Origin of the sequence: Agaricicola taiwanensis (genome assembly GCF_014635245.1) — a bacterium.
In the GTDB taxonomy this organism is placed as follows: Bacteria; Pseudomonadota; Alphaproteobacteria; order Rhizobiales; family Methylopilaceae; genus Agaricicola; species Agaricicola taiwanensis.
On the sequence record NZ_BMCP01000002.1, the window covers coordinates 1,179,114 to 1,191,743 of the forward strand.

Consider the following 12,630-nt stretch of genomic DNA (forward strand, 5'->3'; position numbering starts at 1 on the left):
ACCCCGAGCCTTCAAGACAAGGCTATCCAAAGCTCAGCTTGGCGCCATCATGGTAAAATTTGGGTTAAATTTAGACTTAGCTCCGACGGATCGAGAGGCCTTATCATGACGGAAAACCAACATCTTCGCTCTCCGCGAGGCGGCCTCTACTTCGAGGATTTCGCCATCGGCCTGGTGTTCGAGCATCCGCTTACACGCACGGTCACGCAGATGGATAACATGCTGTTTTCCAATATGACGCTGAACCCGCAGCCACTGCACATCGACCGACACTTCTGCGAACGCGAGACGGAATGGGGCCAGCCGCTCATGAACTCGCTCTTCACGCTCGGCCTCATGATCGGCATTTCGGTGAGTGACACGACCGTCGGCACCACAATCGCCAACCTCGGTATGACCGATGTGAAATTCCCGCACCCGCTGTTTGAAAACGATACAGTGCGGGTGACAACGGAGGTCGTGGCCATGCGCGAATCCAATTCGCGGCCGGAAGCCGGGATCGTGGAGCTTCATCACCGCGCCTTCAACCAGAACGACAGGCTGGTGGCCGAATGCCGCCGCCAGGCTTTCATGAAGCGGAGACCCGCCTAATGCGCTCGCTTCTGTTTGTTCCCGGCGACAGCCCTCACAAACTCGCCCGTGCCTTGGAATCAGGCGCCGATGCCCTGATCATCGACCTGGAGGATTCGGTCGCGCCCGCGGCCAAGGCGGAAGCACGGGCGACAGCCGCGGCCTTCATCGACGAAGCACGGCGTTTTGACGAGCGCATCGGGCTGTGGGTGCGCATCAATGCCTTCGGGACCGGCCTTGCCGATGATGATCTGGCCGCCGTCGTACCGGCGGAACCCAATGGCATCCTGCTGCCGAAAAGCACCGGCGGCTTCGACGTGACCGACCTGCACAACCGCCTTGCCGTGGAAGAGGCCAAGGCCGGCATCGACGACGGAGCGCTGGCGATCATCGTCATTGCTACCGAAACAGCAGGATCGATTTTTGGTCTCGGCAGCTACCCTAATGCCAGCCCACGCCTGACGGGGCTTGCGTGGGGCGCCGAAGATCTGGCGGCGGCGATTTCCGCGGAGACGAACCGGTTCGCGGACCGGAGTCACACGCCGCCATTTCGGCTGGCCCGGGAACTGGCGCTTTTCGCGGCGGTGGCTGCCAGCGTCGCGCCGATCGATACGGTCTTCACCGCCTACAAGGATCTGGACGGATTGCGGCAGGAGGCGGAAGCCGCCCGTCGAGACGGCTTCACCGGGAAGCTTGCCGTCCATCCCGCCCAGGTGCCTGTCATCAATCAGGTCTTCATGCCGAACGCCGAAGCGGTGGCGCGCGCCCGCGCCGTTGTCGCGGCTTTCGAGGCCAACCCCGGGGCCGGTGTGGTCGGTCTGGACGGCCAGATACTCGACCGGCCGCACCTGATCCGCGCACAGGGCCTTCTGGCGCGCGCCAAGACGGCCGGAGTGGCCTGACGTTCAGAGCTTCGGCTGCCACACGATCGGGACAAGATCATACCCCTCGCCATCCTTGGCGATATGCCCGATGGCGGGAAACGGGAAATGAAATCCCGCGACAGTCACCCGTTCGGCCGCAACCATATCCAGGACCCGGCGGCGGGTTTCCGCGGCCATGTCGCCGTCCATATCGAACACGGCCTGCCAGGTTGGATGGCGCACGAAGAGCGCCGGATGGTTCGTGGTGTCGGCCAGCAGCACAATCTCATCAGAACCGGACGAGACCCGCAGGATGGTATGTCCGGGCGTGTGTCCATAGGCAGCAATGGCTGTGACGCCGGCCACCACTTCAGTGTCCGCCTCGAACCGCTTCACGTCCTTGACGCTGGGCCCGAAGATCTTGCGAACCAACTCGAAATTGGCCTTTCGCCCCTCTGGCGCGCGGCTCGCCTCACCCTCATCCATCCAGAAGGCCCATTCGGCTTCCGGCACCATGATTTCAGCATTGGGAAAGGCCAGCTCGCCAGCCGCATCCCTCAAGCCTCCGATGTGGTCCCCGTGGAAATGAGTGATGATGACGGTGTCGATGGCCTTGGCATCGATGCCCGCGGCCTCCAGATTCGACATAAGCTGGCCACCGCTCGGATTTGCCGTTCCGGTGCCGGTATCGACCAGAACCAGCCGGCTGCCCGTGTTGATGACGATCGGCGTGTAAGAGATTGTCAGCGTGTCCGTCGGCAGGAAGGCGGCCTCAAGGGCCTTTTGCACGTCCTCCAGTTCGGCATTGCGCACAAAGGACGCATCCAGCGGCCGCTTTCCGGCGCCGTCATTGACGGCCGTTACCTCGAACTCGCCCACCTTGTGGCGATAAACTCCCGGCACCTGACGTGACGCTGCGGGAGCCGTGGCGGATGCGGAGTTGGGAAAGTTCAGTCCGGTCATGGCTAAAGCGGTACTCCCCGCCATCAGGCTGCGTCGGGTCAGTTTCGACATCTGATCTTCCTATGTAACATGGAGCCAACGGCCAGTCTGCCATCATTGGCGCACCTGGCTCTATCACATTGACTCGCCTCACATTGATGTGAGATTTGCTCGCCCCGAATGGCAAGGGGCAAGCAGTTTCATGGGTAACCGATACAGCGATCGCCGGTGGCACAATGAAGCCATCGCGCGCATCGAAGCTGACTTCAATCGTTCCGCCGACACGCATCTGATCCGCCTGCCGCTCCCTTCCTGTCCCGGCATCGATCTTTATTTCAAGGACGAGTCGGTCCATCCGACCGGCAGCCTCAAACACCGCCTGGCACGCTCACTGATCCTTCACGCTCTCTGCAACGGCTGGATCGGGCCTGACACCGTCCTCATCGAAGCCTCGAGCGGATCGACCGCGGTATCAGAAGCCTATTTCGCCAAACTTCTGGGGCTGCGCTTCATCGCCGTGATGCCGAGATCCACGGCGCGCGAGAAGATCGAGGAGATCGCTTTCCGCGGCGGCGAATGCTTCTTCGTCGACAGCGCTCACGAAATGTATTCCGCAGCCGAGCGGCTCGCCGCCGAGCACAAGGGTCATTATCTGGACCAGTTCACCTATGCCGAGCGCGCGACCGACTGGCGCGGCAACAACAACATCGCGGATTCCATCTTCTCGCAGATGTCGCGCGAACCGCATCCCGTTCCAACGTGGATCGTCACCGGCGCCGGCACCGGTGGCACCTCTGCGACGATCGGGCGGTATATCCGCTATCACCGCCACGCCACCGGGCTCTGCGTTTCCGACCCAGCCGGCTCGGTGTTTCATCGTTATTTCGAAACGCGCCAGCCTTGCGAAGCCGATGGTCGCGTTTCCTTCATCGAGGGCATAGGTCGTCCTCGGGTCGAGCCTTCGTTCATTGTGGAAGTCATCGACCGCATGATCGCTGTCTCCGATACCGAAAGCATTGCGGGTGCCCAGATCGCCAGCCGGATGCTCGGCAAGCTGGTCGGTGGATCCACGGGGACCAATTTCTGGGCGGTGGCCCGACTCGCAGCCGAAATGTGCGAGAGCGGTCAGCAAGGTTCGATCGTCACGATCCTGTGTGACACGGGAGAGCGCTATCGCTCGACGATCTTCTCCGAGGACTGGCGGCGAGAGAACAATCTTGATACGGCCGCCGACCTTGCGATGCTCTCGACCCTGCTGAACGTCGGCGCTGGCTGACAGCCCTCTTGACATTCCACACGACAGGGCGCACATGCAGGACGTGCTGCAATGCAGCGTGCGGTGTTTCGTCTGCGTGAAACGAGGCTTTGCCTTCGTCTGCCGAACACCAACTTTTTCCCATCCGACAGCCCAATTCACGCGGGGCGTCTTAACGACACCCGCTTCAGGCAGCGCATCAACGTGCGCTCCGGCGCGGACGTTTACACGAAAGATTTCATACACGTGACAACCTTCACCGACCTCGGCCTCGCGCCAGCCATTCTCAAGGCGCTTGATGCTGAGGGTTATTCATCACCGACCCCGATCCAGGCACAGGCCATTCCGCATGTCCTCGCCGGACGTGACCTGCAGGGAATTGCCCAGACAGGTACCGGCAAGACGGCCGCCTTCGCCCTGCCGATCCTGCATCGCCTGATCTCCAACCCGAAGCCGGCGCCTCGTCGCGGCGCGCGTGCGGTCATCCTGAGCCCGACCCGGGAACTTGCGAGCCAGATCGCCGACAGCTTCAAAGCTTACGGCCGCCATCTCGGCCTCACCATCACCACCGTCTTCGGCGGCGTTTCGGCACGTCCGCAGGCGCACGCCCTGGTCAAAGGCGTCGACATCCTCGTTGCGACCCCGGGCCGGCTCATGGACCACATGGGCATGGGCAACCTGCGCCTCGATCAGACCGAGATCTTCGTGCTCGACGAAGCCGATCAGATGCTCGACCTCGGCTTCATTCATGCGATCCGCGCGCTGGTGAAGGAACTGCCGAAGGTGCGCCAGAGCCTTTTCTTCTCGGCCACCATGCCCCCGGCCATCGGCAATCTCGCCGCCGAACTCCTGAGCGATCCGGTGCGCGTGTCGGTGACGCCCGTCGCCACCACGGCCGAGCGCGTCGAGCAGCGCGTCATCTTCCTTCCCGCAGGCGAAAAGCGCGATCACCTCGCAAAGCTGTTCGCGGACTCCTCCATGGAGCGCGTACTGGTCTTCACCCGCACCAAGCATGGCGCGGATCGCGTGACGCAGCACCTTGAGAAGGCCGGCATCGGCGCCGCCGCCATCCACGGCAACAAGAGCCAGAGCCAGCGCGAACGCGCCCTCACCGCTTTCAAAGCCGGCAAGGCGCGCGCCCTGGTGGCGACCGATATCGCCGCACGTGGCATCGATGTGGACGGCGTGACCCATGTGGTCAATTTCGAGCTGCCGAACGTTCCTGAAAGCTATGTGCACCGGATCGGCCGCACGGCCCGTGCCGGCGCCGCCGGCATCGCGATTTCGTTCTGCGACGGCGAAGAGAAGGCTTATCTGCGCGATATCGAGAAGCTGATCCGCCAGAAGGTGCCTGCCTTCGATCGGGATGGCCAGCCCATGGCCTCTCCGGCGCTCGATGCCGGACCGCGTCCCTCATCTCCCAAGCCGCGCCAGGGCGCCAAGCCCCATCGCGGAAAGCGACCAGCCTTCGGCGGCGGACGCAGTGGCTCGACACCGCCCTCGTCGGGACAACAGGCTCCCGGCCGGCGCGGTGCTTCCCCGGATGGGACGCGGACCGAGCGCCCGCAGCGAGAAGATGGCGCGCCCGCTTTCCTAAAGCGGAAAGGCGATGGCCGCCGCCGCTTTGGTGGCCAGGGCCGGCAACGCCAGGAGGGGGGTCAGGCTTGACCTGACGCCTCGGCGTCGTCGCCATCCGCCGGTGATGGGGCGAAGCGCTTTCGAGCTTCGCCCAACTCCCACAGGAGCGCACGGGCGATCGGGTTCGAACTGTCGCGCACATCTTCGCGCAAAACCGCAACGATCGCATTGATGTGAGCGTCGACGAATTCCATGGAGATGCCGTCCGGCAGGGACACGGCGTCCATGTAATTGCAGAGATTGTCCGCGATCTCCCCGGCGACGGGATAGCCGAAGGTCGCGGCCTGGCCGCGCAAATCGTGCGATGCCCGATAAAACGGGTCAAAGGCGCGTGCCGATGCGACGGGCAACCTCAATGCCTCACGCTCTGTGACCAGAGCATCGACCTCATGCTGCATCCAGGCCCCGAAATTTCCCTCCAGTGCTTGAAGCGCCTGTTCGGCACGCTCCAAGGCCGCCTCGTCCAGCCCCTCGCCAGGTATGTATTTGGCGAAGGCCCTCAGGTCGGTCGGCGGCACGATAACTTCGTGGTCCGGCTCTTTCGCGGATTTGCGATCTGCTGTCATGAACCGCGGAGCCCCGACTTTATCTTGTCGTAGAGAGGCTCGATCTTAGTGATCTCGGCGGCGCCTCCGCCATCCTTGCGGCGTTCGGGGCCCATGTGAGCTGACGTGCCCCGCCGACGATCGGGCCCGAAATAGGTTTTGGTCTTGATGAAAGGCCGCGGGTTGACGACAACGCTCAGGATCCGCTGATAAAGCGCCTTTGCGGAAATCGGCTTGCAGAGGAATTCCGTGACGCCGCTGTCACGCGCGCGGATGACCCGGCTTTTCTCGGAATGGCCCGTCAGCATGATGATGGGCACATAGGGATTCTGGTTTGACCCCGGCTGGCGGATCATCGACGCAAGCTCGATCCCATCGAAAATCGGCATGGCCCAGTCGGTGATGACGATGTCCGGCTGATAGGCTGTGAAGGCTTCAAGACCCGACGCGCCGTCCTCGGCCTCATAAACCTCGCGCGTCCCATAGCCATGCAGAAGCGTCCGGACGATGCGCCGCATGTGTGCGTTATCGTCGATCACGAGGAAACGCAGCTTGTTGAATTCGATGCGGATCATCCCGTGGCCGCTCCTTCGGTAGAGCGGCAACCATAAGGCGTCAGTGTTAACGTGGGGTTGGCAAGCTTAACGCGAACTCAAGGCGGCTGCAGAAACCTTTACCTATCCTTGGCCAGGAAATAGATCGCGAGGCCAACGCCAATCGCGGCCAGAACCGCTTTGCTGGGATTTTTCTCGACCGTATCTTCAAACATATGCAGAGCGTCGCCCATCTTGCGACGGCTGCGGCCGAAAATCGCAAAGAGCTGACCGACCCCACTGAGGATGCTGTCGATCTGGTCATAGATCTCGCGCATGTCGCTGACGATGGTCGAGCGGATGGGTTCGGTGGATTTCTTGGCGCGCTTGCCCGTGGCCCGCAAAAGATCATCGAGCTGGGACTGCAAATCCTCGATCTGAACCGAAAGGTCGTTGCTGCTTCGGCGTGATCCGAACATGCGTCATCTCCCGTTGAACTACCTGTCCAACCAACAACTCAGTTCGGCGCGAAAAGGTTCGCTGGAACAGTCGGGCAAAGTTAAGCGGGGCGCGGACCGAAGAGAATAATAGCGGCGCCGCATAAACAGACTGCCCCTCCGGCGATATCCCATCGGTCCGGACGCGCGCCCTCCACGCCCCACAACCACAGCAGGGAGGCGACGATATAGACGCCGCCATAGGCCGCATAGGCGCGGCCGGCGGCATCGCTCTCAACAAGTGTCAGCAACCATGCGAAGGCTGCAAGCGAAGCGAGGCCCGGCACCAGCCACAGCGCGCTTCGATCCAGTCTGAGCCACGCCCAGAAGGCGAAACATCCGGCGATCTCAGCAAGCGCTGCCCCTGCATAGACGACGATTGAAAACATGCGGCGCTCCCCCTGCCCTTGCAACGGCGGCACGATGCCGTGTCCGATATGCCACGTAAAGCAAGGAAAACATCGTCACTCACAGCTCTTCGCTCATCCCTGAGACGCCGTGGATTGACAGGACTTCGCCGCTATCATGGATATCGCCCACGTCGCAGGTGTGCGAGAGGTGCCGAGTGGCGCCTTCCGACAAGAGGGAATTCGGCGGCATTTCGATGCCGCAGCCGAAGCTGCCCCCGCAACTGTATGTGGTGAGACCTTCTTCACGAAGCCACTGGTGCCCCGGCACCGGGAAGGCGGAGAAAGGACGAAGACCCACAAGCCAGGAGACCTGCCTGCGACGGTCATCCATCCCATGTGCGGGGCGCGCAGGGGAGCGGCCTGTCCGCAGCGGTGACAATCAACCGTTGCGGAGGTTCTGGCATGTCACGCGCCAGCCATCTTTCTGTCCGTGCCGCTCTCCGGTCCGTCCGGGGCGCCTCCGCGTTCGTCCTCGTTCCGACGTTGACCGGAGGTCATCCATGTCACGGCTCACTGCTGGTGCGCTCGTCTTCACACTTCCCGCGGCTCTGATCGCCTCCACCGCCTCGGCGCAGGAGGTGGAGCTGCCGGAGATCGTCATCTATGCCAATCAGGTGCCGCTGGAGGCGAGCAAGGTCGGCTCCGCCGTCACCGTCGTCACCGAACAGCAGATCAGGGAACGCGGCCAGACGACGCTTACCGAGGTTCTGCGCTCGCTTCCGGGCATTGCGCTAAGCCAACCGGGCGGGCGCGGCTCCAATACGCAGGTGCGCCTGCGCGGGGCGGAAGGCAACCATGTCCTGGTGCTGATCGACGGCGTACAGGCCAATTCATTGGCGGACGCGGAATTCAACTTCGCCGATATCCTGACGGAAGACGTCGAGCGGATCGAGGTGATCCGTGGGCCCCAGTCAGGGCTTTACGGCGCTGCCGCGCACGCCGGCGTCATTTCCATCGTGACCAAATCCGGACGCGGCCAGAAAGGCACGTCCCTGTCGGCATCGGTGGAGGCTGGCACACAGGGCACGCTTACGGGAAGCGCGCTTCTCAGAGGTGGCCATGGACCTGTCTATGGCTCGATCGGCGCGCAGGCCTATCGCACCGATGGTTACAACATCTCGCGGCTCGGAAGCGAGGACGACGGCAGCAGTGCCGCGATCGTCAATGGCAAACTCGGCTTTGATCTCGGCAGCCATTGGAACGTGGAAGGCTCGTTGCGGTACACCGATCGCAGGGACGAGTTCGACGGTACGGCGTCCTTCGGCGATTCCGATTACGATCCCGGCGGACCGACCGACGGTTACGTGCTCGATCGGGACAATGTGCGCAACAGCGATTCCGCGCTCGGACGCGTGGCCGCGACCTTCACGGCGCTCGATGGCAACTTCCGCAACATCACCTCTGCCGACTTCCTGACCGAAAGCTCCAATACGCGCTACGGCGCCGCTGCCCCCAGCATCTTCCAGGGTGACCGGCAGACCTATACCAACAAGACAAGCTATAGCTTCGGCTCGCGCTACGGCGAGCGGCAGACGCTGACGGCTGTTGTCGATTATCAGGTCGAAGAATTCCAGCAGGATGCCACCGACTTAATGGCGCCGTTCTGGATCACCGGGCAGGAGCGCGACCGCACCGGCATCGCCGGCGAATATCTGGTTGATCTGCCTTTCGGCACCACCGTCTCGGCCGCCGTGCGTCACGATTGGAACGATGATTTCGAGGATTCCACCACCTGGCGCCTGGCTGCCTCGCATCGCCTCGAGAAAACCCGCACGCGTTTCCACGGCTCGGTCGGCACCGGCATCACCAATCCCGGTTTCTTCGAGCAATACGGTTACGGTCCCGACTTCATCGGCAACCCGGGCCTCAAGCCGGAAGAGTCGCTCGGCTTCGATATCGGGGTGGAGCAAGGCTTCCTGGATAACCGCCTCCTGATCGACGTCACTTACTTCCAGTCCAGGCTGGAAGACGAGATCGTCACCGTCTTTAGCCCGATCAACACGGTGCGGAACCTTGATGGCACCTCCGATCGCAAGGGCGTCGAAGTGACCGCCACCTTCTCGCCGGTGGACTGGATCGACCTCAGCGCCAATTACACCTACACGCTGTCGGAACAACCTTTCTCAGAGGGCGAGATCTCCACCGAAGTGCTCGAAATCCGTCGGCCGCGGCACACGGGCAGCCTCTATGCCACGGCGCGCTTCCTGGAAGGCCGGGCGCGGCTGACGTTGGGAGCGGCCTACACCGGCGATCAGACGGACACCCGTTTCACTAACGTTGACCCGTTCAGCTTAACCGTCGTTTTGCCGGCTTATACGCTGGTCAGCGCCAAGATCGACTATGATGTGACGAAGCAGGTCACGGCCTTCGCCCGTGCCGAAAACATCCTCGACGAAGACCATGAGGACGCCTTCTCCTATCAGGGCGCCGGTTTCGCAGCCTACGCGGGGCTCAAGGTGCGGCTGGGAGACTAGGGACACAAAAGGGCCTGCTCCTCGGAGCGGGCCCTCAAGCCTCCGTAGTCTCTTCCACGATCCATTTGGCATAGCCGGGATGAACGGCCATCAAAGGCAATGCCAATACAGCCGGCGTGTCGTAAGGGTGCATCTCGGCGACGGCGCTCATGGTCTCTTCCAGGCGGTCCTGCCGCGTCTTGATGATCATGACGACCTCCCTCACCTCCTCCACCCGGCCACGCCAGGGAAAGATCGAAACCATCTCGGGCATGATGTTGACGCAGGCCGCCAGCTTGCGTTCCACCAGCGCCTGTCCGGCTCCTGCGGCCGTCTCCATCTTCGGCCAGGTCGTGTAGACGAGAACGGGACTATCCATGTATGCCTCATGTTGATTGGCAGCGTGGGGACCATGCCCGCGGACTGCCGCTCGCGCAACCGGGGCCTCACATGTCCGTCGCCGCCTTTCAACGGGTCGCCTTTGTCGCCAGCGCGACCGAAGACGCACAGTCCGCGCTCAATCAGCTGAGCGCCCGCTACGGCAATGTGGCCGTGGACGACGCCGATGTCGTCGTGGCGCTCGGTGGCGACGGCTTCATGCTGCAGACGCTCCACCGCCTGCTTGGTCGTGGTATTCCGATTTACGGCATGAATCGCGGCACCATCGGCTTCCTGATGAATGATTTTCATGAGGATGATCTGACGCAGCGTCTGAACAACGCCGAGGAGACCGTGACGCATCCGCTGCGCATGAAGGCGGTGGATGTCGACGGGCAGGAACATGAAGCTCTCGCCATCAACGAGGTCTCGCTGTTCCGGCAGACCCACCAGGTCGCCAAGATCTCCATCAGCATCGATTCCAAGATGCGGATGCCGGAGCTCGTTGCCGACGGAGTGCTGGTGGCAACGCCGACCGGTTCAACGGCCTATAATCTCTCCGCCCACGGCCCCATTGTTCCGCTGGGCTCGCCCCTGGTGGCGCTGACCCCGCTTTCGCCCTTCCGGCCGAGGCGATGGCGGGGCGCGCTGCTGCCCGATCAGGCCGTCATCGAATTCGGGGTGCTGAACCCGGACAAGCGGCCCGTCGCAGCCGTGGCCGATCACAACGAGATTCGGCGCGTTTCCAAGGTCAGGGTCGAGCTCGACCGCAACACGCCTCTCGTCATGCTGCACGATCCCGGCCACAGCCTCGACGAGCGGATCCTGACGGAACAGTTCGGCTTCTAGCCTCTAGGCTCATACAACTGCGAGAGGTCCTCAGATGGAACAAGCCGTAAGGAAGCTGTTCGAGCGATACGAAAGCTTTTTCAATCGATCTCTCGCCAACGAGATCGACAAGGATGCGATCGCGGAGCTGTACGCTTCCGAATTCATCGCAGCGTCGCCCGCCGGTGTCATGACCGGGAAGAACGACGAGCAGTTCGTCGAGGCTATGCTCAAAGGCTACAACCACTATCGCGCGATAGGAACGAAACACATGCGGGTGCGAGGCATCGGTCTCTCCCCGATAGACGACCTTCATTGCGTTGCGCATGTCGCCTGGACCGCCACCTATGTTCGCGACGATTTGCCTGAGACCGCGATAGACTTCGATGTTCACTATCTCGTCCAGGTTCTGGACGGCGATGCAAAAGTCTTCGGCTGGGTGTCAGGTGATGAGCAGGCGCTGCTGAAGCAGCACGGTGTCATCTAACGGCGGCTCGCTCGCTGCCCGCGATAGCTATGGACGACGCATGCTGAAAAAGGTGTCTGCCTCCGCGTAGTCCATATAGCCGCAGCGGGCGATCACACGGGCGGCGGCCATGTCGAAGAGCCCGTCGGAAGTCACGAAGGCGTCGTCGATGTGAACGCCGACGACCTGGCCAAGGACCAGCCAGTTCTCGATCGGTTTTCCGGCAATGTCGGTCAATCGCTGGACCGCGGTCACCCTGCACTCCAGTGCCGCAGGACTTTCCGCCACGCGCGGAGGCGCTATGAGACGGGAGGGTGCCGCCTCCAGCCCCGAGAACTCGAACTCTCCACCGTTTTCGGCAAGCAGCGCGGAGGTCAGGTTCATTCTCTCCGCAAGCGGGCGGGTGGCAAGGCTGGCGACGAATTCACCGGTGGCGCGGGCGTTGACCACCGAATGTTTCTCGCCGTTGCTGGAAAAGCCGACGATGGGAGGCGAGTCAGCAAAAGCATTGAAGAAGCTGTAAGGGGCAAGGTTGACGCCACCTGCTTCGTTCACGGTGCTGATCCAACCAATCGGGCGTGGAGCCACGATGGCCTTGAAAGGATCATGCGGCAGTCCGTGCCCCTCGGACGGTTGATAGAACATGCGCTCAACCGCCCTGCCAAGCCGTGACGATATCCGCGAGCGCGGGGCGCGGGCGATCGGTTGGCGCCATGTCGAACGTGCCGATGTAGATGATCCCCGCGACCTTCTCGCCGTCCGCGACACCGAGGGTCTCGCGGGCCCTTTCATCATAGGCCGACCATCCGGTGAGCCAGCTTGCGCCATAGCCCATGGCGAGCGCCGCCGTGACGAGGTTCAGACATACCGCGCCGGCCGACAGAACCTGTTCCCATTCCGGGATCTTCTCGTGCGGTGCGGCCTGCGACACCACAACGACCAAGGTTGGCGCATCAGACAGCTTGGTGCGCTCCTCCGTGAGCCGCGCCACATCATCAGGATCGAAGTCGGCCTTTCGAGCCTCCCAGAGTGCATCGGCCAGTTTCTTACGTGCCTCGCCCGAGGCGACGATGAAACGCCATGGCGCGAGCTTGCCGTGATCCGGCACCCGCGAGGCGATGGTGAGCAGCGTTTCGAGCTGGGTTTGATCCGGGCCAGGAGCGCGCATCAGACGCGGCGGCACCGAACGGCGACGGAGAAGAAAGTCGAGCATGATTTTCCCGGTGGCAGGAATAAACGGGGCCCTTCCTGT

At 62.4% G+C, this 12,630-nt stretch carries 15 protein-coding genes and 1 riboswitch; of the genes, 7 read left to right on the forward strand and 8 right to left on the reverse strand.

Translation table 11 applies throughout. The features are described 5' to 3' along the window. Nucleotides 1–105: 105 nt before the first annotated feature. Both IEV58_RS13100 and IEV58_RS13105 read left to right on the forward strand, forming a co-directional pair. On the forward strand, nucleotides 106–591 hold the full coding sequence (locus IEV58_RS13100; protein ID WP_188410153.1) for a MaoC family dehydratase: 486 nt from the start codon (nucleotides 106–108) through the stop codon (nucleotides 589–591). Next, the gene (locus IEV58_RS13105; protein WP_188410154.1) at nucleotides 591–1,472 is read left to right on the forward strand and encodes an HpcH/HpaI aldolase/citrate lyase family protein; all 882 of its coding nucleotides are present in this window, start codon (nucleotides 591–593) and stop codon (nucleotides 1,470–1,472) included. Before IEV58_RS13100 ends, IEV58_RS13105 begins: the two co-directional genes overlap by 1 nt. 3 nt (nucleotides 1,473–1,475) lie before the next feature. Here IEV58_RS13105 and IEV58_RS13110 read toward each other — a convergent pair whose 3' ends face one another. Next, complete coding sequence (locus IEV58_RS13110) at nucleotides 1,476–2,447, reverse strand: MBL fold metallo-hydrolase (protein ID WP_188410155.1); 972 nt, start codon at nucleotides 2,445–2,447, stop codon at nucleotides 1,476–1,478. Between the two features lie 130 nt (nucleotides 2,448–2,577). Between IEV58_RS13110 and IEV58_RS13115 the strand changes: the two genes are divergently transcribed. Together IEV58_RS13115 and IEV58_RS13120 are read left to right on the forward strand one after the other, a co-directional pair. Beyond that, the gene (locus IEV58_RS13115) at nucleotides 2,578–3,651 is read left to right on the forward strand and encodes a PLP-dependent cysteine synthase family protein (RefSeq protein ID WP_188410156.1); all 1,074 of its coding nucleotides are present in this window, start codon (nucleotides 2,578–2,580) and stop codon (nucleotides 3,649–3,651) included. A gap of 225 nt (nucleotides 3,652–3,876) precedes the next feature. After that, nucleotides 3,877–5,298, forward strand: a complete 1,422-nt coding sequence (locus IEV58_RS13120) for a DEAD/DEAH box helicase (RefSeq protein WP_188410157.1) — start codon at nucleotides 3,877–3,879, stop codon at nucleotides 5,296–5,298. Here IEV58_RS13120 and IEV58_RS13125 read toward each other — a convergent pair. The 4 genes from IEV58_RS13125 to IEV58_RS13140 form a co-directional block, all read right to left on the reverse strand. Further along, nucleotides 5,289–5,834, reverse strand: coding sequence for a hypothetical protein (locus tag IEV58_RS13125; RefSeq protein ID WP_188410158.1), 546 nt, complete (start codon nucleotides 5,832–5,834; stop codon nucleotides 5,289–5,291). The genes IEV58_RS13120 and IEV58_RS13125 overlap by 10 nt on opposite strands. Then, entirely contained in the window at nucleotides 5,831–6,388 is a 558-nt protein-coding gene (locus tag IEV58_RS13130; RefSeq protein ID WP_188410159.1) for a response regulator, read from the reverse strand. The genes IEV58_RS13125 and IEV58_RS13130 overlap by 4 nt, the downstream gene beginning before the upstream one ends. Nucleotides 6,389–6,486: 98 nt before the next feature. Continuing rightward, entirely contained in the window at nucleotides 6,487–6,825 is a 339-nt protein-coding gene (locus IEV58_RS13135) for a hypothetical protein (protein ID WP_188410160.1), read from the reverse strand. 80 nt (nucleotides 6,826–6,905) lie between these two features. Next, a complete protein-coding gene (locus tag IEV58_RS13140; protein WP_188410161.1) occupies nucleotides 6,906–7,232 on the reverse strand; it encodes a YnfA family protein in 327 nt (108 codons plus the stop codon). Between the two features lie 139 nt (nucleotides 7,233–7,371). Continuing rightward, nucleotides 7,372–7,585, forward strand: a riboswitch (cobalamin riboswitch). Between the two features lie 168 nt (nucleotides 7,586–7,753). Between IEV58_RS13140 and IEV58_RS13145 the strand changes: the two genes are divergently transcribed. Continuing rightward, the gene (locus IEV58_RS13145) at nucleotides 7,754–9,727 is read left to right on the forward strand and encodes a TonB-dependent receptor plug domain-containing protein (protein WP_188410162.1); all 1,974 of its coding nucleotides are present in this window, start codon (nucleotides 7,754–7,756) and stop codon (nucleotides 9,725–9,727) included. Between the two features lie 34 nt (nucleotides 9,728–9,761). On the opposite strand, the gene cutA is transcribed toward IEV58_RS13145, so the two are convergent. Continuing rightward, nucleotides 9,762–10,085: a divalent-cation tolerance protein CutA gene (gene cutA / locus IEV58_RS13150; protein WP_188410163.1), complete on the reverse strand. Its 324-nt coding sequence runs from the start codon at nucleotides 10,083–10,085 to the stop codon at nucleotides 9,762–9,764. 71 nt (nucleotides 10,086–10,156) lie between these two features. Here cutA and IEV58_RS13155 point away from each other — a divergent pair, with 71 nt between their 5' ends. Both IEV58_RS13155 and IEV58_RS13160 read left to right on the forward strand, forming a co-directional pair. Continuing rightward, the gene (locus tag IEV58_RS13155) at nucleotides 10,157–10,933 is read left to right on the forward strand and encodes an NAD kinase (RefSeq protein ID WP_188410164.1); all 777 of its coding nucleotides are present in this window, start codon (nucleotides 10,157–10,159) and stop codon (nucleotides 10,931–10,933) included. Between the two features lie 34 nt (nucleotides 10,934–10,967). After that, complete coding sequence (locus tag IEV58_RS13160; protein WP_188410165.1) at nucleotides 10,968–11,399, forward strand: DUF6841 family protein; 432 nt, start codon at nucleotides 10,968–10,970, stop codon at nucleotides 11,397–11,399. A gap of 27 nt (nucleotides 11,400–11,426) precedes the next feature. Here IEV58_RS13160 and IEV58_RS13165 read toward each other — a convergent pair whose 3' ends face one another. Together IEV58_RS13165 and IEV58_RS13170 are read right to left on the reverse strand one after the other, a co-directional pair. Continuing rightward, entirely contained in the window at nucleotides 11,427–12,023 is a 597-nt protein-coding gene (locus IEV58_RS13165) for a flavin reductase family protein (protein ID WP_188410166.1), read from the reverse strand. A gap of 4 nt (nucleotides 12,024–12,027) precedes the next feature. Beyond that, nucleotides 12,028–12,591: a nitroreductase family protein gene (locus tag IEV58_RS13170; protein ID WP_188410167.1), complete on the reverse strand. Its 564-nt coding sequence runs from the start codon at nucleotides 12,589–12,591 to the stop codon at nucleotides 12,028–12,030. Between the last annotated feature and the right edge of the window lie 39 nt (nucleotides 12,592–12,630).

What these genes read in the sequence shown, in the direction of transcription:
- IEV58_RS13100 (WP_188410153.1), top strand. Translation starts at nt 106, where the DNA reads ATGACGGAAAACCAACATCTTCGCTCTCCGCGAGGCGGCCTCTACTTC.
- IEV58_RS13115 (WP_188410156.1), top strand. Translation starts at nt 2,578, where the DNA reads ATGGGTAACCGATACAGCGATCGCCGGTGGCACAATGAAGCCATCGCG.
- IEV58_RS13140 (WP_188410161.1), bottom strand. Translation starts at nt 7,232, where the DNA reads ATGTTTTCAATCGTCGTCTATGCAGGGGCAGCGCTTGCTGAGATCGCC.
- IEV58_RS13170 (WP_188410167.1), bottom strand. Translation starts at nt 12,591, where the DNA reads ATGCTCGACTTTCTTCTCCGTCGCCGTTCGGTGCCGCCGCGTCTGATG.
- IEV58_RS13155 (WP_188410164.1), top strand. Translation starts at nt 10,157, where the DNA reads ATGTCCGTCGCCGCCTTTCAACGGGTCGCCTTTGTCGCCAGCGCGACC.
- IEV58_RS13165 (WP_188410166.1), bottom strand. Translation starts at nt 12,023, where the DNA reads ATGTTCTATCAACCGTCCGAGGGGCACGGACTGCCGCATGATCCTTTC.
- IEV58_RS13160 (WP_188410165.1), top strand. Translation starts at nt 10,968, where the DNA reads ATGGAACAAGCCGTAAGGAAGCTGTTCGAGCGATACGAAAGCTTTTTC.
- IEV58_RS13110 (WP_188410155.1), bottom strand. Translation starts at nt 2,447, where the DNA reads ATGTCGAAACTGACCCGACGCAGCCTGATGGCGGGGAGTACCGCTTTA.
- IEV58_RS13145 (WP_188410162.1), top strand. Translation starts at nt 7,754, where the DNA reads ATGTCACGGCTCACTGCTGGTGCGCTCGTCTTCACACTTCCCGCGGCT.
- cutA (WP_188410163.1), bottom strand. Translation starts at nt 10,085, where the DNA reads ATGGATAGTCCCGTTCTCGTCTACACGACCTGGCCGAAGATGGAGACG.
- IEV58_RS13135 (WP_188410160.1), bottom strand. Translation starts at nt 6,825, where the DNA reads ATGTTCGGATCACGCCGAAGCAGCAACGACCTTTCGGTTCAGATCGAG.
- IEV58_RS13130 (WP_188410159.1), bottom strand. Translation starts at nt 6,388, where the DNA reads ATGATCCGCATCGAATTCAACAAGCTGCGTTTCCTCGTGATCGACGAT.
- IEV58_RS13105 (WP_188410154.1), top strand. Translation starts at nt 591, where the DNA reads ATGCGCTCGCTTCTGTTTGTTCCCGGCGACAGCCCTCACAAACTCGCC.
- IEV58_RS13125 (WP_188410158.1), bottom strand. Translation starts at nt 5,834, where the DNA reads ATGACAGCAGATCGCAAATCCGCGAAAGAGCCGGACCACGAAGTTATC.